The 20,087-nt window shown below is 60.8% G+C and carries 13 protein-coding genes; 11 read left to right on the top strand and 2 right to left on the bottom strand.

The genetic code is table 11. The features are described from left to right. Nucleotides 1-167 precede the first annotated feature (167 nt). Nucleotides 168-2,606, bottom strand: a complete 2,439-nt coding sequence (locus PMI31_RS06670) for a penicillin-binding protein 1A (protein WP_443216987.1) — start codon at nt 2,604-2,606, stop codon at nt 168-170. A gap of 217 nt (nt 2,607-2,823) precedes the next feature. Here PMI31_RS06670 and PMI31_RS06665 point away from each other — a divergent pair, with 217 nt between their 5' ends. The 11 genes from PMI31_RS06665 to hemE all read left to right on the top strand — a co-directional run bounded on the left by PMI31_RS06665 (nt 2,824) and on the right by hemE (nt 18,618). Continuing rightward, nucleotides 2,824-3,888 (top strand): pilus assembly protein PilM, encoded by a 1,065-nt coding sequence (locus PMI31_RS06665; RefSeq protein ID WP_008017020.1) that lies wholly within the window; start codon nt 2,824-2,826, stop codon nt 3,886-3,888. Further along, nucleotides 3,888-4,454, top strand: coding sequence for a PilN domain-containing protein (locus PMI31_RS06660; RefSeq protein ID WP_008017019.1), 567 nt, complete (start codon nt 3,888-3,890; stop codon nt 4,452-4,454). The genes PMI31_RS06665 and PMI31_RS06660 overlap by 1 nt, the downstream gene beginning before the upstream one ends. Then, a complete protein-coding gene (pilO, locus tag PMI31_RS06655) occupies nt 4,451-5,074 on the top strand; it encodes a type 4a pilus biogenesis protein PilO (protein WP_008017018.1) in 624 nt (207 codons plus the stop codon). Before PMI31_RS06660 ends, pilO begins: the two co-directional genes overlap by 4 nt. Then, on the top strand, nt 5,071-5,598 hold the full coding sequence (locus PMI31_RS06650) for a pilus assembly protein PilP (protein WP_008017017.1): 528 nt from the start codon (nt 5,071-5,073) through the stop codon (nt 5,596-5,598). The genes pilO and PMI31_RS06650 overlap by 4 nt, the downstream gene beginning before the upstream one ends. Before the next feature lie 13 nt (nt 5,599-5,611). Beyond that, on the top strand, nt 5,612-7,681 hold the full coding sequence (gene pilQ, locus PMI31_RS06645; RefSeq protein ID WP_008017016.1) for a type IV pilus secretin PilQ: 2,070 nt from the start codon (nt 5,612-5,614) through the stop codon (nt 7,679-7,681). Nucleotides 7,682-7,685: 4 nt separating this feature from the next. Further along, on the top strand, nt 7,686-8,204 hold the full coding sequence (aroK, locus tag PMI31_RS06640; RefSeq protein ID WP_015093141.1) for a shikimate kinase AroK: 519 nt from the start codon (nt 7,686-7,688) through the stop codon (nt 8,202-8,204). Between the two features lie 150 nt (nt 8,205-8,354). Beyond that, a complete protein-coding gene (aroB, locus tag PMI31_RS06635; RefSeq protein ID WP_007999227.1) occupies nt 8,355-9,455 on the top strand; it encodes a 3-dehydroquinate synthase in 1,101 nt (366 codons plus the stop codon). 10 nt (nt 9,456-9,465) lie between these two features. Beyond that, nucleotides 9,466-11,055, top strand: a complete 1,590-nt coding sequence (locus PMI31_RS06630) for an AAA family ATPase (protein ID WP_008017015.1) — start codon at nt 9,466-9,468, stop codon at nt 11,053-11,055. A 350-nt stretch (nt 11,056-11,405) separates the two neighbouring features. Further along, nucleotides 11,406-15,851, top strand: coding sequence for a glutamate synthase large subunit (gene gltB / locus PMI31_RS06625; RefSeq protein ID WP_008017014.1), 4,446 nt, complete (start codon nt 11,406-11,408; stop codon nt 15,849-15,851). A 32-nt stretch (nt 15,852-15,883) separates the two neighbouring features. Beyond that, complete coding sequence (locus tag PMI31_RS06620; protein ID WP_007997363.1) at nt 15,884-17,302, top strand: FAD-dependent oxidoreductase; 1,419 nt, start codon at nt 15,884-15,886, stop codon at nt 17,300-17,302. Between the two features lie 248 nt (nt 17,303-17,550). Continuing rightward, a complete protein-coding gene (hemE, locus tag PMI31_RS06615) occupies nt 17,551-18,618 on the top strand; it encodes a uroporphyrinogen decarboxylase (protein ID WP_008017012.1) in 1,068 nt (355 codons plus the stop codon). Between the two features lie 167 nt (nt 18,619-18,785). Here the strand turns inward: hemE and PMI31_RS06610 are convergent, their stop codons facing one another. Further along, complete coding sequence (locus PMI31_RS06610) at nt 18,786-20,060, bottom strand: MFS transporter (protein ID WP_008017011.1); 1,275 nt, start codon at nt 20,058-20,060, stop codon at nt 18,786-18,788. Nucleotides 20,061-20,087 lie beyond the last annotated feature (27 nt).

Genomic DNA, 20,087 nt, shown 5'->3' with positions numbered 1-20,087 from the left:
GGGGTTTCTGATGGCCTCTTCGCTGGCAAGCCAGCTCCTACAAGAATTGCGCGTACCTGTAGGAGCTGGCTTGCCAGCGAAGAGGCCGGGTCGGGCGATGCAAAAATCGCTGCGCAATAAAAAGCCCCGCACTTCACACGAAGGCGGGGCTTTTCAGCGGATCAGGATCAGAACAAATCGATCGGCGCCTGTTCGTCCGCTGGCAACGGGCTGCCCGGTGCCGTGCCACTGCCGATTTCGTTGACCGACGGTGGCGTATCTTCGGCCTTGAACAGCTCGAAGTAGGCACCTGGCGTGCCCGGGCTGGCCGCGCGGCCGCTAACCGGGTCGACTCGCAGGCTGAGGATGCCTTCCGGCTCAGGTTGCGTATGCGGCGGTTTGCCTTTGAGCGCGGGGCCCATGTAGTTCATCCAGATCGGCAGTGCGACGGTGCCGCCGAATTCCTTGCGACCCAGGCTTTCCGGTTGATCGAAACCGGTCCACACGGTCGTCACGTAATCGGCGTTGTAGCCGGAGAACCAGGCGTCCTTGGACTCGTTGGTCGTACCGGTCTTGCCGGCAATGTCGGGGCGGCCCAGGGCCAGTGCACGGCGACCGGTGCCGAGCTTGATCACGTCCTCGAGCATGCTGTTGAGGATGTACGTGGTGCGCCCGTCAATGATGCGTTCAGCCACGGCGGGTGCTTGTGGCGTCGGCGTAGTGCCTGGGACTTCGCCCGGCGTTACGTTGACCGTGAAGGCTTGCGGGGCTGGTGCGGCAATGCCGTCGCTGGCCGCGCCGCCCTGAGGCACGCTCGGCGGGTTGGCGACGAACAGTGTGTCGCCGTTGCGGCTTTCGATCTTGTCGATGATGTACGGGGTGATCTTGTAGCCGCCGTTGGCGAAGGCGCTCCAGCCGGTGGCGATTTCCATGGGCGTCAGGGTCGCGGTGCCCAGCGCCAGGGACAGGTTGGGTGGCAGGTCCTGTTTGTTGAAGCCGAAACGAGTGATGTAGTCGATGGTCTTGCCGACGCCCATCGCTTGCAGCAAGCGAATCGACACCAGGTTGCGCGACTTGTACAGCGCTTCACGCAGGCGAATCGGGCCGAGGAAGGTGTTGGTGTCGTTCTTCGGACGCCAGACCTTGTCCAGGTACTCGTCGACGAACACGATCGGTGCGTCGTTCACCAGGCTGGAGGCGGTGTAGCCGTTATCCAGTGCGGCGCTGTAGACGAACGGTTTGAAGCTCGAACCCGGCTGGCGCTTGGCCTGCAATGCGCGGTTGTAGTTGCTCTGCTCGAAGGCGAATCCGCCGACCAGCGAACGAATGGCGCCGTTCTGTGGGTCCAGGGACACCAGCGCGCCCTGGGCCTGCGGGATCTGGCTGAACTTCAGCGAATTGTCCGGCTGACGCTGCACACGAATCAGATCGCCGACCTGGGCCACGTCCGACGGTTGTTTCGGGTTGGCGCCCATGCTGTTGGTATTCAGGAACGGCCGGGCCCATTTCATGGTGTCCCAGTTCACGTGTTCCTGACCGGTGCGGGTCAGCACTTGCAGGCCGTTCTTGTCGACCTGCATCACGATGGCCGGTTCCAGGCTGCTGATGGTGCGTTGTTTGGTCAGCTCGGTTGCCCAGGCTTCGCGAGTCTTGCCCGGCAGCCTCGATTCGGGTCCGCGATAGCCGTGGCGCTGATCGTAGGTCATCAGGCCTTCGTGGACCGCGGTGTTGGCCAGTTCCTGGAGGTCGCTCGGCACCGTGGTGGTGACGCGGAAGCCTTCGGTATATGCGTCGCTGCCATAGCGTCCGACCATTTCGGCGCGGGCCATTTCGGCGATGTACGGGGCGTTCACTTCCGGGGTCGGCACGTGATAGCTGGCGTTCAGCGGCTCGTTGACCGCTGCGGTGTAGTCAGCCTCGCTGATTTTTCCGAGCTTGTACATGCGCCCCAGGATCCAGTCGCGACGTTCCTTACTGCGCGCCGGGTTGGCCAGCGGGTTGAAGCGCGACGGCGCCTTGGGCAGGCCGGCAATCATCGCCATCTGCGCCAGGCTGACATCGCGGATCGATTTGCCGTAATAGACTTGCGCCGCCGCCTCGATGCCGTACGCACGGTTACCCAGATAGATCTTGTTGACGTACAGCTCGAGGATCTCGTCCTTGGTCAGCTGTCGTTCGATTTGCAGGGCCAGCAGGATCTCGGTGGTCTTGCGCGAAAAGCTGCGTTCGCTGCTCAGGAAGAAGTTCTTCGCCACCTGCATGGTGATCGTGCTGCCGCCGGACTGGATGTGTCCGCTTTTGACCAGTTGGGTCGCGGCACGCATCAGGCTGCTCGGATCGACGCCGTAGTGGTTGGCGAAGTTGTCGTCTTCAGCACTTAGTAACGCATTGATGAAATTGGGGGGAATGTCGGCGAAACGGATCGGTGTACGGCGCATTTCGCCGAATTCTGCGATCAACTTGTTATCGCTGCTGTAGACCCGCAAAGGAATCTGCAACTGGATGCTTCTCAGCGCCTCCACGGACGGCAGCCCGGGACTAAGGTACAGGTACGCCCCGCTCAGACCCAGAAGGAGTCCGCAGAAAACCGCGACGATGGACCAACCGAAAAACTTCAGCAGACGAATCAAGGCTTTTGGATATCCAGGGCAAAAATGAATTGGGCAACAGGGTTCAGGCTAAATGAGAACGACCCGCGCTTGAGCAAATGCGGAAAAAAAACGCTGGGCATTATAAGCATTTTTCTGATCGGGAGCGTGGTTGGCGCTGCTGTCAAGACGGGCGGATTGAACGCAATGGACATTGCAGAGTCCGTAACTCACGGAAAGTCATAGGGAATCGGTAGTGCCAGGACTCTTCAACAAAAAATCCAGTACGCTCCTGGGAATCGATATCAGCTCCACCTCGGTGAAGCTTCTGGAGTTGAGCCGTCAGGGCGAGCGCTACCGGGTCGAGGCCTATGCGATCGAGCCGTTGCCGGTCGGCGCTGTGATCGAGAAAAACATCGCTGAGCTCGAAGGTGTGGGACTGGCCCTCATTCGCGCGCTGGCCAGGGCCAGAACCGGCCTCAAGAACGTGGCCGTGGCCGTGGCCGGCTCGGCCGTGATCACCAAGACCATCGAGATGGATGCCGGGCTTTGCGAAGACGAGATGGAAAGCCAGCTGAAGATCGAGGCCGATCAGTACATTCCTTACCCCCTGGATGAAGTTGCGATCGACTTTGAAGTCCAGGGCACCTCCGTGCGCAATCCGGAGCGCGTCAACGTGCTGCTCGCCGCTTGCCGCAAGGAGAACGTCGAAGTCCGCGAAGCCGCCCTGACACTGGCAGGGCTGACCGCCCGCGTGGTCGATGTCGAGGCCTACGCGCTGGAGCGCTCGTTCGGCTTGCTGGCCAGTCGGCTCGCGGTCTCCGGGGAACGTTTGACGGTCGCAGTGGTGGATATCGGCGCCACCATGACCACCCTGAGCGTGCTGCACAACGGGCGGATTATCTACACCCGTGAGCAACTGTTCGGCGGTCGGCAGTTGACCGAGGAAATCCAGCGTCGTTATGGCCTGACGCTGGAGCAGGCGGGCCTGGCACAGAAGAAGGGCGGCCTGCCGGATGACTATGCCGGTGAGGTCTTGCAGCCATTTCGAGAGGCGCTGGTGCAGCAGGTGTCGCGCTCGTTGCAGTTTTTCTTCGCCTCCGGGCAATACAGCGCCGTCGACCATATCCTGCTGGCTGGCGGTACCGCGTCGGTCCCGGGGCTGGACCGTTTGGTCGAGCAGCAATTGGGTACGCCGACCCAGGTTGCGAATCCTTTTTCCGAAATGATTCTGGGCAGCAAGGTCAATGGTGCTGCCCTGGCGAGTGATGCCCCGGCATTGATGATCGCCTGTGGTCTTGCCCTCAGGAGCTTTGACTGATGGCTCGGATCAACCTTCTGCCTTGGCGCGAAGAGCGGCGTGAGGCACGCCGCAAGCGCTTCCTGCTGGTCCTGGTGGCCGTGATGGCAGGTACGACAGGCGCGGTACTGGTCGCCAACCAGGCCATCAGCGGCGCCATCGACCGGCAAATCGCCCGTAACGATTACATCGGCAAGCAAATCGCCGTGGTCGATGAGCGGATCACACAGATCAATGAGCTCAAGGCGCGCCGTCAGCAACTGATCGAGCGCATGCGCATCATCCGGGACCTGCAAGGCAATCGCCAAATCAGCGGGCGAATGTTTGACCAGTTGGCGCGAGCCCTGCCCGACGGCGTGTATTTCACCGAAGTGAAAATGACCGGGAAAGCCTTGTCCATCACCGGTGCTGCGCAATCGAACAGCCGTGTTTCAGATTTGATGCGCAACCTCGAGGCATCAGACTGGTTCGAGGCGCCGAGCCTGACCGAAGTCAAGGCCACCGCTGCCGGTCAGGTGGAACCGGCCAGCGTCTTCCAGTTGACCGTTCGCCAGACTCGACCCGCAGCACCGGAGGAGGGCAAATGAGGCCATCCGATTGGCTCGAAGGGCTGCGCAGGATCGACATCAATGATCTGGATACCGGCAACATGGGTTCCTGGCCACCGGCGATCAAGTTTCTGGTGGCCGGTTTGCTCATGCTGCTGGTGCTGGCCCTGGGCTACAACTTTTCCACTCGCGACCTTGAGAGCCAACTCGATCTCAAGCGCGAGGAAGAGTCGACACTCAAGGAACAGTTCGCTGGCAAGGCCCGCATGGCGGCGAATCTGGGCCTCTACACCCAGCAGTTGAAGGAAATGGAGAACTCCTTCGGCATGCTGTTGCGGCAACTGCCCAGCGACACCGAAGTGCCCGGCTTGCTGGAAGACATCACTCGTACCGGTCTGGGCAGTGGCCTGGAGTTCGAAGAAATCAAGCTGCTGCCGGAGGTCGCCCAGCCGTTCTACATCGAACTGCCGATCCAGCTCACCGTCACCGGGGATTACCACGCTCTGGCCACCTTTGTCAGTGGTGTGGCCGGGTTGCCGCGGATCGTCACTTTGCACGATTTCGACCTTGCCCCCGTCAGCCCCCAGGGTGGTCCGAAACTGCGCTTGAGCATCCTCGCCAGGACCTACCGCTACAACGACAAGGGGCAGCATCAATGAGGCTGGCGCGATGTTTTTCGGTGGTGGTGTTGCTGTCTGCACTGTCCGGTTGTGACGGCGGCGATGACTACAACGATCTGGACGCGTACATGAACGAAATGCGCCAGCGTGGGCCGGACAGGATTGAACCAGCGCCGGTATTCCGGTCTTACCCGACATTCACCTACAACGCGGCAAATCTGCGCAGCCCGTTTTCACCGCAGAGCAGCGCTGATCCGGCGGCTCAGCGGCGGGGTTCACGTAACGTCAAACCCGACACTGGTCGGGTCAAGCAATACCTCGAAGGTTTCAACATCGAGCAGTTTGAAATGGTCGGCACCCTTTCCAATGCAACAGGCTCTTACGCCCTGCTGCGCGGGGCGGGTGGGGTGCACCGGCTGAAAGTCGGCGATTACCTGGGGCGTAACGACGGACGGATCGTTGCGATCAGCGGCTCGCAAGTCGATGTGGTTGAAATTGTCCCTGATGGTCAGGGCGCGTGGCTGGAGCGTCCCCGGACCATCCCTTTGAAAGAGCACTCATAGTGGAACTCGAATAATGAACAGGATTTTCGCAACCTTCGGCCTTTCGCTATGGATAGCGTTGCTGTCGCCGATGGTACAAGCGGCCAATCTCAGGGCGCTGGATGTCGCTGCGCTGCCGGGAGACCGTGTCGAGTTGAAGTTGTCGTTCGATGCGCCGCCCCCGGTACCCCACGGCTACACGACGGAGTCGCCGGCCCGGATTGCGCTGGATTTGCCGGGTGTCGCCAGTCAGTTGGCCAGCAAGACTCGCGATCTCGGCAGTGGAAATGCCCGCAGTGCAACGGTGATGGAGGCCGGAGACCGTACGCGATTGATCATCAACCTGGCCCAGCCGGCCCCATACGACTCGCGAATTGAAGGCAACAATCTGCTGGTGGTTGTCGGACAGGGGAGCAAGTCGTCGACACCCAGGCCGGCGGCCACGGCAATGCCGGTTCCGGCACGGGCCGCTGTAACGGCAGGCAAGGCCATTCGGGGTGTGGATTTTCAGCGAGGCACACAGGGCGAAGGCAATGTGGTGATCGACTTGTCGGATCCATCGATGGCGCCTGACATACAAGAGCGCGAGGGCAAGATCATCGTCGGGTTTGCCAAGACCCGATTGCCCGAGCCGTTGCGCGTGCGTCTGGATGTGAAGGATTTCGCCACGCCAGTGCAATTCGTCAATGCCAGCGCGAGTGGCGATCGAGCCATCATCAGCATTGAGCCGGGTGGCACGTTCGATTACTCGACCTATCAGACCGACAGCAAGCTTACGGTCAGCGTTCGCCCGGCGACGGTCGACGACCTGCAAAAGCGCAATGCCGGGCAGCACGCCTACAGCGGCGAGAAGCTTTCGCTGAATTTCCAGGACATCGATGTGCGTTCGGTGTTGCAACTGATCGCCGATTTCACCAACCTCAATCTGGTGGCCAGCGACACCGTGCAGGGTGGCATCACGTTGCGCTTGCAGAACGTGCCTTGGGATCAGGCGCTGGATCTGGTGCTGAAAACCAAGGGGCTGGACAAGCGCAAGGTCGGCAACGTCCTGCTTGTTGCGCCGGCCGATGAAATTGCTGCCCGTGAGCGTCAGGAGCTGGAATCACAGAAGCAGATCGCCGATCTGGCGCCATTGCGTCGGGAGCTGTTGCAGGTGAATTACGCCAAGGCGGCGGATATCGCCAAGCTCTTCCAGTCGGTGACCAGTGCCGAAGCGAAACCCGACGAACGGGGGTCGATCACCGTCGATGAGCGCACCAACAACATCATCGCTTACCAGACCCAGGACCGGCTTGATGAGCTGCGCAGGATCGTCACGCAGCTGGATATCCCGGTGCGTCAGGTGATGATCGAGGCGCGGATCGTCGAAGCCAACGTCGACTATGACAAAAGCCTCGGGGTGCGCTGGGGTGGGTCGATACAGAACAGGGGCAACTGGAACACCTCCGGCGTCAGCAACGGGGTCAATGGGTCGTCGACCATTGGCACTCCCGGCAGTACCAGTACCAATTCACCGTTCGTCGACATGGGCGCGGTCAACAACACATCGGGAATCGGCATCGCGTTCATCACCGATAACGTCTTGCTGGACCTGGAGCTGACGGCGATGGAAAAAACCGGCAACGGGGAAATCGTCTCGCAACCCAAGGTGGTCACGTCCGACAAGGAGACCGCCAAAATCCTCAAGGGCACCGAGATTCCCTATCAGGAAGCCAGTTCCAGTGGCGCAACTTCGGTGTCGTTCAAGGAGGCTTCACTGTCGCTGGAAGTGACGCCGCAGATCACGCCCGATAATCGGATCATCATGGAGGTCAAGGTGACCAAGGACGAGCCGGACTATCTGAACAAGGTCCAGGATGTGCCGCCCATCAAGAAAAACGAAGTCAACGCCAAGGTCCTGGTCAACGATGGCGAGACCATCGTCATTGGTGGCGTATTCTCAAATACTCAGAGCAAGGTCGTAGATAAGGTGCCATTTCTTGGCGATGTGCCGTATCTTGGCCGCCTTTTCCGGCGTGATGTGATTTCGGAGAAAAAATCCGAGCTGTTGGTATTCCTCACTCCGCGTATCATGAATAACCAGGCGATTGCTGTGAGTCATTGATTCTGTGCGAAATTTGATTCTTGTTGGACCGATGGGGGCTGGAAAAAGCACCATCGGCCGGTTGCTGGCCAAAGAACTGCGCCTGCCATTCAAAGATTCCGATAAGGAAATTGAATTGCGCACGGGCGCCAATATCCCTTGGATCTTCGATAAGGAAGGCGAACCGGGCTTTCGTGATCGCGAGCAGGCAATGATTGCCGAACTGTGCGATTACGACGGTGTGGTGCTGGCGACAGGTGGGGGCGCGGTCATGCGCGAAGCCAATCGTCGGGCACTGCATGCCGGTGGGCGGGTGGTTTATCTGCATGCCTCGGTCGAGCAGCAGGTCGGCCGCACGGCCCGCGACCGCAATCGGCCATTGTTGCGTACTGCCGATCCGGCCAAGACCCTTCGGGATCTGTTGGCGATCCGCGATCCGCTTTATCGGGAAATTGCCGACCTGGTGGTCGAAACCGATGAGCGGCCGCCACGTATGGTCGTACTCGACATTCTGGAGCGCCTGCAGCAGTTGCCACCCCGTTAAAGCGCCACGCGAAATGCGCTATCCTCGGCGTCCCGCCATGACCGCTCAAGGTTGTGGCGGATGGCTACCGAACGGCGTCACACCAGCAGAGGCCGTGGATATTCGTTAACTCAGGGCAGGACGCCTGATTCATCTTCACTGTGGGGACACATGCAGACACTCAAGGTCGATCTAGGCGAGCGCAGCTACCCGATTCATATTGGCGAAGGTTTGTTGGATCAGCCTGAGCTGCTGGCCCCGCACATTCGCGGACGGCAAGTAGCGATCATCTCCAACGAGACTGTTGCGCCGCTCTATCTCGAGCGTCTGACCCGCAGCCTGGCGCAGTTCTCGGTGATTTCCGTGGTGCTGCCCGACGGCGAAGCCTTCAAGACCTGGGAAACCCTTCAACTGATTTTCGACGGCCTGCTGACCGCCCGGCATGATCGCCGCACTACGGTGATCGCCCTCGGTGGCGGTGTGATCGGGGACATGGCCGGCTTTGCCGCCGCCTGCTACCAGCGCGGCGTCGATTTCATCCAGGTTCCGACCACGCTGCTGTCGCAAGTCGACTCTTCGGTGGGCGGCAAGACCGGGATCAACCATCCGCTGGGCAAGAACATGGTCGGTGCCTTCTATCAGCCGAATGTGGTGCTGATCGATACCGCCAGCCTCAATACCCTGCCGGCGCGCGAGCTGTCCGCCGGATTGGCCGAAGTCATCAAGTACGGTCTGATCTGTGATGAGCCGTTCCTGACCTGGCTCGAAGACAACGTCGACCGTCTGCGCAACCTGGATCAGCAAGCCCTGACCTATGCCATCGAGCGTTCCTGCGCGGCCAAGGCGGCGGTGGTCGGTGCCGATGAGAAAGAGACGGGTGTTCGTGCCACGCTGAACCTGGGCCACACTTTTGGCCACGCCATCGAAACCCACATGGGCTATGGTGTGTGGCTTCATGGTGAGGCTGTGGCTGCTGGCACCGTAATGGCGCTGGAAATGTCCACGCGACTGGGCTGGATCAGCGAGCAGGAGCGCGATCGCGGCATTCGTCTGTTCCAGCGTGCGGGGCTGCCGGTCATTCCGCCAGAAGAGATGACAGAAGCCGATTTCCTCGAACACATGTCCATAGATAAAAAAGTGATCGACGGTCGTTTGCGCCTGGTGCTGCTGCGCCACATGGGTGAAGCGGTGGTGACCGACGATTATCCGAAAGAGGTTCTACAGGCCACGCTGGGGGCAGACTACCGCGCCCTGGCCCAGCTTAAAGGTTAATAAGAACGCGATGACTAGTTTGCATGCCGACGAGGCTTTCCTCGGCCATTACCAGTTGAGTCATGACCCTTTTGCTCCACGGGTGCCTGGCTTCAAATTTTTCCCGGCCCAGCGCAAGCCCGTGCTGGGACAATTGCATCACTTGGCCCGTTACAGCCAGTTGCTGCTGGTGGTCACCGGTCCCGAGGGCAGTGGCAAGACCCTGTTGCGTCAGGCCCTGGTCGCCAGCACCAACAAGCAATCGGTACAAAGTGTGGTGGTTTCTGCCCGCGGTGCCGGCGATGCGGCCGGGGTGTTGCGCCAGGTGGCCCAGGCGCTGAACGTCGGCCAGGCTGATGTTGACGCCATTCTGGCGCAAGTGGTGCAGCTTGCTCTGACCGGGCAAGAAGTCTATCTGCTGGTCGATGACGCCGAACAGCTCGACGAGTCCGCCCTCGAGGCTCTGATGATCCTGGCTGCCGGCGCGCCTGAAGGCCGTCCGCATGTGTTCCTGTTCGGTGAATCCTCGATGATTGCTCAGCTTGAGGCTTTGCACCTCGAGGAAGAGCGTTTCCATGTCATCGAACTGCAACCCTACACCGAGGAAGAAACCCGCGAATATCTGGAGCAGCGGCTTGAAGGCGCTGGCCGCGGTATCGAACTTTTCACCGCAGATCAGATCTCTGATATTCACGAAAGCTCCGAAGGCTGGCCTGGCAGCATCAACCAGGCGGCCCGCGATGCAATGATCGAAGCCATGATCGCCAGCCGCACAGCGGTCAAGCGTCCAAAAATGGGGTTCAATATGCCGAAGAAACACGTATTGGCGATTTCCGCTGTTGTCGTGGTCGCGGTAGCTGCCGCCTGGTTGATGCCGGGTCGCAACAAGGCACCGACCACGGGTGCACCGGCCAACGAGCAGGCGCAACTGCCGCTCGGTCAGGGTCAGCCGACAGCGAATGGCGGTGCTCCGGCCGTCGAATTTGCCGGCAACACGCAACCGATGCCGTTGCCGTTGGTCGGCAACTCGCAACCGGTCATGCGTGGCCCGCTCGCTGAAGCCGCGGGCGGCATCACCGAGGGTGACGATGGCGTGCCGGTCGAAGGTTCCAGCGCTACGCCGCCGACCGTTACCACCACAGCACCGCCTGTGGGCGTTCCTGCTGGCCCTGCACCGACGCCAGCGGCCAAGCCGACCCCTGCGCCGACTCAGATCGCCACCGCCAAGCCAGCGCCTGCTCCAGTGGCCAAGCCTGCACCGGCGCCAGCCAAGCCAGCCGTTGCTGCGGCGACCAAGCCTGTCGAGAAACCGGCTCCGGTGGCCAAGGCTGCAGGCGGCACCTGGTACGCAGGTCAAGCGCCGGGCAACTACGTGGTGCAAATCCTCGGCACCAGTTCCGAAACTGCCGCACAAAGCTTCGTCAAGGAGCAGGGCGGCGAGTACCGTTATTTCAAGAAAGTCCTCAATGGCAAGCCGCTTTACGTGATCACCTACGGCAACTTCGCCAATCGTGATGCAGCCGTTTCCGCCATCAAGGCCTTGCCAGCGAAGGTTCAGGCTGGTAAACCTTGGCCTCGCACTGTCGCCAGCGTCCAACAGGAACTGGCAACAACTCGCTGAAGATTCGGCGGCCTTACCCAGGCCGCCTCTCCAAGCACCTCAAAATTTCTACAAGTGCGCGCAGCCCTCCGGGCTGCGTGCCTTGTGGTGTCTGCGTCACAGTAGTCTTTGAGTCGTTGCGGTCAAAATAAAAAAAAGTTTTGACTAGCACAGCAGATCGCTTTAAACCTTTCACAAATGCGACATGGATTTGCGACATTTCGTCGTCAAATTTGTGGGGCCAAGTGTCGGTGTGTACAATGACCTCCCTTTTGCCCCCGCAAAGCTGGCGTACGTTCGGCGCGGATGGCAAGTGGTTGAATTGAAAAGAAATTTGCCTCGATCAGAGGCAGCCTGGTGAGAAAGTGTCTATGAAAGCAGGTCTGTACCAACCAGATGAATTCAAGGATAACTGCGGTTTCGGCCTGATAGCCCATATGCAGGGCGAGCCCAGTCATACCCTTTTGCAAACGGCCATTGAGGCCCTGACCTGCATGACCCACCGCGGTGGGATTAATGCCGACGGCAAGACCGGTGACGGTTGCGGTCTGCTGATTCAAAAACCGGACGTGTTCCTGCGAGCCATCGCCCAGGAAACCTTCGGCGTCGAAATGCCCAAGCAATACGCGGTGGGCATGGTTTTCTTCAACCAGGACCCGGTCAAGGCCGAAGCCGCTCGCGAGAACATGAACCGCGAGATCCTGGCTGCCGGCCTGCAACTGGTCGGCTGGCGCAAAGTGCCGATCGACACCAGCGTCCTCGGCCGCCTGGCCCTTGAGCGCCTGCCGCAAATCGAGCAAGTGTTCATCGGCGGTGAAGGCCTGAGCGATCAGGATATGGCCGTCAAGCTGTTCACCTCCCGTCGTCGTTCGTCCGTGGCCAACGCCGCCGACGTCGATCACTACGTGTGCAGCTTTTCCCACAAGACCATCATTTACAAAGGCCTGATGATGCCGGCGGATTTGACCGCCTTCTATCCGGACCTGAGCGATGAGCGCCTGCAAACTTCGATTTGCGTGTTCCACCAGCGCTTCTCCACCAACACCCTGCCGAAATGGCCGCTGGCCCAACCGTTCCGCTTCCTGGCGCACAACGGCGAGATCAACACCATCACCGGCAACCGCAACTGGGCCGTGGCCCGTCGCACCAAGTTCACCAACGATTTGATGGACCTGGAAGAGCTCGGCCCGCTGGTCAACCGCGTTGGTTCCGACTCTTCGAGCATGGACAACATGCTCGAGCTGATGGTCACCGGCGGCATCGACCTGTTCCGTGGCGTGCGGATGATCATTCCGCCAGCGTGGCAGAACGTCGAGACCATGGACCCGGACCTGCGTGCGTTCTACGAGTACAACTCGATGCACATGGAGCCGTGGGACGGCCCGGCCGGCGTGGTCATGACCGACGGTCGTTACGCGGTGTGCCTGCTCGACCGTAACGGTCTGCGTCCGGCGCGCTGGGTCACCACCAAGAACGGTTTCATCACCCTGGCCTCGGAAATCGGTGTCTGGAACTACCAGCCTGAAGACGTGATCGCCAAGGGCCGTGTGGGACCTGGCCAGATCTTTGCCGTGGACACCGAAACCGGGCAGATCCTCGATACCGACGCCATCGACAACCGCCTCAAGTCCCGTCATCCGTACAAGCAATGGCTGCGCAAGAATGCCCTGCGCATCCAGGCGACCATGGAAGACAACGACCACGGTTCGGCGTTCTACGACGTCGACCAGCTCAAGCAATACATGAAGATGTACCAGGTCACGTTCGAAGAGCGCGACCAGGTGCTGCGTCCGCTCGGCGAGCAAGGCTACGAAGCCGTGGGCTCGATGGGCGACGATACGCCGATGGCCGTGCTGTCCCAGCGCGTGCGTACGCCGTACGACTACTTCCGCCAGCAGTTCGCGCAGGTTACCAACCCGCCGATCGACCCGTTGCGTGAAGCCATCGTCATGTCGCTGGAGATCTGCCTCGGTGCCGAGCGCAACATTTTCCAGGAGTCGCCGGAACACGCCTCGCGCGTGATCCTCAGCTCGCCGATCATTTCCCCGGCCAAGTGGCGTTCGCTGATGAACCTCGATCGCCCGGGCTTCGAGCGCGCGATCATCGACCTCAACTACGACGAAAGCGTCGGTCTGGAAGCGGCGATCCGCAATGTTGCCGATCAGGCTGAAGAAGCCGTGCGTTCCGGTCGTACCCAGGTGGTCTTGAGTGACCGTCACATCGCCCCTGGCAAGTTGCCGATCCATGCTTCCCTGGCTACCGGCGCGGTGCACCATCGCCTGACCGAAAAAGGCCTGCGTTGCGACTCCAACATCCTCGTGGAAACCGCGACTGCGCGCGATCCGCATCACTTTGCCGTGCTGGTCGGTTTCGGTGCCTCCGCCGTTTATCCGTTCCTCGCGTACGAAGTGCTGGGTGACCTGATCCGCACCGGCGAAGTTCTGGGCGACCTCTACGAGGTGTTCAAGAACTACCGTAAAGGCATCACCAAGGGCCTGCTCAAGATCCTGTCGAAGATGGGCATCTCGACTATCACTTCGTACCGCGGTGCGCAGTTGTTCGAGGCCATCGGCCTGTCCGAAGAAGTCTGCAACCTGAGCTTCAAGGGCGTTCCAAGCCGCATCAAGGGCGCGCGTTTCGTCGACATCGAAGCCGAGCAGAAAGCCCTGGCCACCGAAGCCTGGAGCCCGCGCAAGCCGATCCAGCAGGGTGGCCTGCTGAAGTTCGTCCACGGTGGCGAGTACCACGCCTACAACCCGGACGTGGTCAACACCCTGCAAGCCGCCGTGCAACAGGGCGACTACAGCAAGTTCAAGGAATACACGTCGCTGGTGGACAACCGTCCGGTGTCGATGATCCGCGACCTGCTGAAAGTCAAAACCCTCGACACTCCATTGGACATGAGCGAAGTCGAACCGCTGGAATCGGTGCTCAAGCGCTTCGACTCCGCCGGTATTTCGCTGGGCGCCCTGTCGCCGGAAGCTCACGAAGCCCTGGCCGAAGCCATGAACCGCCTCGGCGCGCGTTCCAACTCCGGCGAAGGCGGCGAAGACCCGGCGCGCTACGGCACCATCAAGAGCTCGAAAATCAAGCAAGTGGCGACTGGCCGTTTCGGTGTAACCCCGGAGTACCTGGTCAACGCTGAAGTGCTGCAGATCAAGGTCGCCCAGGGCGCCAAGCCAGGCGAGGGCGGTCAACTGCCCGGCGGCAAGGTCAACGGCCTGATCGCCAAGCTGCGTTATGCAGTGCCGGGCGTGACCCTGATTTCGCCGCCACCGCATCACGACATCTACTCGATCGAAGACTTGTCGCAGCTGATTTTCGACCTGAAGCAAGTCAACCCGCAGGCGCTGGTCTCGGTGAAGCTGGTCGCAGAAGCGGGCGTCGGCACCATCGCCGCCGGCGTGGCCAAGGCCTACGCAGACCTGATCACCATCTCCGGCTACGACGGCGGTACCGGTGCATCGCCGCTGACCTCGATCAAATACGCGGGCGCTCCGTGGGAACTCGGCCTGGCCGAAACCCACCAGACCCTGCGCGGCAACGACCTGCGCGGCAAAGTCCGGGTACAGACCGACGGCGGCCTGAAAACCGGCCTCGACGTGATCAAGGCTGCGATCCTCGGCGCTGAAAGCTTCGGCTTCGGCACCGCGCCAATGATCGCCCTGGGCTGCAAGTACCTGCGCATCTGCCACCTGAACAACTGCGCCACCGGCGTCGCGACTCAGAACGAGAAGCTGCGCAAGGATCACTACATCGGCACCGTCGACATGGTGGTGAACTTCTTCACCTACGTCGCCGAAGAAACCCGTGAGTGGCTGGCCAAGCTGGGTGTGCGTTCCCTCGAAGAGCTGATCGGCCGGACCGATCTGCTGGAAGTCCTCGAAGGCCAGACCGCCAAGCAACATCACCTGGACCTGACCCCGTTGCTGGGCAGCGACCACGTGCCGGCGGACAAACCGCAATTCTGTGGTGTAGACCGCAACCCGCCATTCGACAAAGGCCTGCTGGCCGAGAAAATGGTCGACATGGCCACCTCGGCGATCAACGACCTGAGCGGTGCCGAATTTGCCCTGGATATCTGCAACTGCGACCGTTCCATCGGTGCGCGGATCTCCGGCGAAATCGCGCGCAAGCACGGCAACCAGGGTATGGCGAATGCGCCGATCACCTTCCGCTTCAAGGGCACGGCCGGGCAGAGCTTCGGCGTGTGGAACGCCGGCGGCCTGAACATGTACCTGGAAGGCGACGCCAACGACTACGTCGGCAAGGGCATGACCGGCGGCAAGCTGGTGATCGTTCCGCCGAAGGGCAGCGTCTACCGTACTCAGGACAGTGCCATTATCGGTAACACCTGCCTGTACGGCGCCACTGGCGGCAAGCTGTTCGCCGCTGGCACCGCTGGCGAACGCTTCGCCGTGCGTAACTCCGGTGCCCACACTGTGGTGGAAGGTACTGGCGATCACTGCTGCGAGTACATGACCGGTGGTTTCGTCTGCGTATTGGGCAAGACCGGTTACAACTTCGGCTCTGGCATGACCGGCGGTTTCGCCTACGTGCTCGACCAGGACAACTCCTTCGTTGACCGGGTCAACCACGAACTGGTGGAAATCCAGCGGATCAGCGGCGAGGCGATGGAAGCCTACCGCAGCCATTTGCAACGCGTGCTGAACGAGTACGTCGAGGAAACCGACAGCGAGTGGGGTCGTGAACTCGCCGAGAACCTCGACGATTACGTGCGCCGTTTCTGGTTGGTCAAGCCAAAGGCTGCCTCCCTGAAATCGTTGCTTTCCAGCACCCGTGCCAACCCGCAGTGATATGCGCCTGAAGAGTTTGATGAGGTTTTAAAATGGCTGAACGTCTGAATAATGACTTCCAGTTCATCGAGGTCGGGCGCAAGGATCCGAAGAAGAAACTGTTGCGTCAACGCAAGAAAGAGTTCGTGGAAATCTACGAACCGTTCAAACCCCAGCAGTCGGCCGACCAGGCCCACCGCTGCCTGGGTTGCGGTAACCCGTATTGCGAATGGAAGTGCCCGGTGCACAACTTCATTCCCAACTGGCTGAAGCTGGTGGCCGAGGGCAACATCCTCCAGGCCGCCGAGCTGTCGCACCAGACCAACACCCTGCCGGAAGTCTGCGGCCGGGTGTGCCCGCAGGACCGTCTGTGCGAGGGTGCCTGCACCCTCAATGACGGCTTCGGCGCGGTGACCATCGGTTCGGTGGAGAAGTACATCACCGACACCGCGTTCGCCATGGGCTGGCGCCCGGACATGTCCAAGGTCAAGCCGACCGGCAAGCGTGTCGCGATCATCGGCGCGGGCCCGGCGGGCCTGGGTTGTGCCGACGTGCTGGTGCGCGGCGGCGTGACCCCGGTGGTGTTCGACAAGAACCCGGAAATCGGCGGCCTGCTGACCTTCGGTATCCCCGAGTTCAAGCTGGAAAAGACCGTACTGAGCAATCGTCGCGAAGTCTTCAGCGGCATGGGCATCGAATTCCGCCTCAACACCGAGGTGGGCAAGGACGTGACCATGGAGCAACTGCTCGAAGAATACGATGCCGTATTCATGGGCATGGGCACCTACACCTACATGAAGGGCGGCTTTGCCGGTGAAGACCTGCCGGGCGTGTACGACGCGCTGGACTTCCTGATCGCCAACGTCAACCGCAACCTGGGCTTTGAAAAGTCGCCGGAAGATTTCGTCGACATGAAAGGCAAGAAGGTCGTGGTACTGGGCGGTGGCGACACGGCGATGGACTGCAACCGTACTTCGATCCGCCAGGGTGCCAAATCGGTGACCTGCGCCTATCGTCGTGACGAAGCGAACATGCCGGGCTCGCGCAAAGAGGTGAAGAACGCCAAGGAAGAAGGCGTGAAGTTCCTCTACAACCGCCAGCCGATTGCCATCGTCGGTGAAGACAAGGTCGAAGGCGTGAAAGTGGTCGAGACCCGTCTTGGCGAGCCGGACGCCCGTGGCCGTCGCAGCCCCGAGCCGATCCCGGGTTCCGAAGAGATCATCCCGGCTGACGCCGTGGTCATCGCCTTCGGTTTCCGTCCAAGCCCGGCGCCGTGGTTCGAGCAGTTCGAGATCCAGACCGACAGCCAGGGCCGCGTTGTTGCGCCCGAGCAAGGTCAGTACAAGCACCAGACCAGCAACCCGAAAATCTTCGCCGGTGGCGATATGGTTCGCGGTTCCGACCTGGTGGTGACGGCGATCTTCGAAGGCCGCAATGCGGCTGAAGGGATCCTGGATTACCTGGGCGTCTGATCACTTTCCAACAGATTGAAATGCAATACCTGTGGGAGCTGGCTTGCCAGCGATAGCATCACCTCGGTCTATCTGACAAACCGAGGTGTCTGTATCGCTGGCAAGCCAGCTCCCACAGTGTTTTGTTGTGTGACGAAAACCGTGTTCCATTGCGACAAATTGACCCGATAGACAAAAGGCTGACCTGCATCCGTGCCTTTTGCGCCCGGCTCTGAGAAAATGCCCTCACTTTTTTTCCGGATGCCGACATGACTGCCCTGAAGAACGACCGTTTCCTCCGCGCCCTGCTCAAGCAACCCGTAGACGTCACCCCCGTGTGGATGATGCGTCAGGCCGGCCGCTACCTGCCTGAATATCGCGCCAGCCGTTCCAAGGCCGGCGATTTCATGAGCCTGTGCATGAACCCGGCGTTCGCTTGCGAAGTCACGATGCAGCCGCTCGACCGCTATCCGCAACTGGACGCGGCGATCCTCTTTTCCGACATCCTGACCATCCCCGATGCCATGGGCCAAGGCCTGTACTTCGAAAGCGGCGAAGGTCCGCGCTTCAGGAAAGTCGTCAGCACCCTCGCCGACATCGAAGCCCTGCCGATTCCCGATCCGCAGAAAGACCTCGGTTACGTGATGGACGCGGTCAGCACCATCCACCGCGAACTCAATGGCCGTGTGCCGTTGATCGGCTTCTCTGGCAGCCCGTGGACCCTGGCCACCTACATGGTCGAAGGCGGCTCGTCGAAAGACTTCCGCAAGACCAAGGCCATGCTCTACGACAACCCGCAAGCCATGCACCTGCTGCTGGACAAGCTCGCACAGTCGGTCACCAGCTACCTCAATGGCCAGATCATGGCTGGTGCACAAGCGGTGCAGATCTTCGATACCTGGGGCGGCAACCTGTCCGCCGCGGCGTATCAGGAATTCTCCCTGGCCTACATGCGCAAAATCGTCAGCGGTCTGATCCGCGAACACGAAGGTCGCAAGGTACCGGTGATCCTGTTCACCAAGAACGGCGGCCTGTGGCTGGAAAGCATTGCCGACGCCGGCGCTGATGCCCTCGGCCTGGACTGGACTTGCGACATCGGCAACGCCCGCGCCCGTGTCGGCGACAAGGTTGCCTTGCAAGGCAACATGGACCCGACCGTGCTCTACGCCAAACCGGAAGCCATTCGCGCTGAAGTTGGACGTATTCTGGCCAGCTACGGCAAAGGCAGCGGCCACGTGTTCAACCTCGGCCATGGCATCACGCCGGAAGTCGATCCGGAACATGCTGGTGCGTTCCTGCGTGCCGTGCATGAATTGTCGGCGCAGTATCACGAGTGATCAGCACCCAATAAAAAACGCCCGGCCAATGCCGGGCGTTTTTGTATCTCCACGATCCTTGTAGGAGCGAGCTAGCTCGCGATGGACGTCAGAGCGCCTCGGTTCGTCAGGCAACCCGGCTTATCGTTGACGTTTTTCGCGAGCAATCGAGCGTCGACCGGCTGCTCCTACAAGGTGTGGCCGCCCAGCAGCGGCAGCTTTGCCAATTTCAACGCAATCAGCAACGCCACCACCAGCAACCCGCCAATGAACAGCCCGATGCCGTTCCAGCCACCCAGATGCCAGAACACCCCACCCGCCGTGCCTGCAATACTCGATCCGGCGTAGTAGCTGAACAGGTACAGCGACGACGCCTGCCCCTTGGCCTTGGTGGCGCGGCGGCCGATCCAGCTGCTGGCCACCGAATGGGCACCGAAGAAACCGAAGGTGAACACCAGCATGCCGATGATCACCAGCGGCAGCGGCGTGAACATCGTCAGGGCCAGGCCGGCGATCATCAGGGCAATAGTGCTCCAGAGCATTTTGCGTCGACCGAGCTTGTCGGCCAGGGCGCCGATTTTCGCCGAGCTGTAGATACCCGACAGGTACACCACCGAGAGCATCCCGACGTACGCCTGTTCCATGTGATACGGCTCGGCCAGCAGACGATAGCCTATGTAATTGAACAGTGTGACGAACGCACCCATCAGCACAAAGGCTTCAAGGAACAGCAGCGGCAAGCCGGCATCGCGAAAGTGCATGGTGAAGCCGTCGAGCAGGCTGCGCGGGTGCAACGAGCGGGCGCGGAAGTTGCGCGACTCGGGGAGGATTTTCCAGAACACCGCCGCCGCAATCAGGGCCAGGCCGCCGATCACCAGCATTGCCGTGTGCCAACTGACAAAGTCGATCAACACCCCGGTAATCAGGCGCCCGCACATCCCGCCAATCGCGTTGCCGCCGATGTACAACCCCATCGCCAGACCGATGTGTTGCGGGTGAATCTCTTCGCTCAGGTAGGTCATGGCAACTGCCGCCAGGCCGCTCAAAGACAGCCCCACCAACGCCCGCATCGCCAGCACCGCGTGCCAGCTCGGCAGCATCGCACTGGCAATGGTGCACAGGGCGGCGGCGAACAGCGCGGCGACCATCACCGGCTTGCGCCCGACGCGGTCGGAGATCGGCCCGGTGATCAGCAGGCCGAAAGCTAGCATGCCGGTGGCCACGGAAAGGATCAGGCTGCTTTGCGCCGCGTTGATGGAATATTCGTGGGACAACAGCGGCATCATCGGTTGTACGCAGTAGAGCAGGGCGAAGGTCGCGAAGCCGCCGCAGAACAGCGCCAGCACCGTGCGCATGAACGCCGGCGTGCCTTTTTCGATGTAGATCTCTTTCAGTCCGACGACGACATCGTCCGGTGCGGCGGGAGGAGCTACTTGAGCAAGCGGGGCGGAAGCGGTTTTCACGGTGGACCTCGGAGGAGCGCAGCCGGT

The sequence above is a fragment of the Pseudomonas sp. GM55 genome (assembly GCF_000282395.1).
Taxonomy (GTDB): Bacteria; Pseudomonadota; Gammaproteobacteria; order Pseudomonadales; family Pseudomonadaceae; genus Aquipseudomonas; species Aquipseudomonas fluorescens_CC.
Note: the sequence above shows the minus strand (reverse complement) of the source record. Positions and strands in the feature narration are given on the sequence as shown.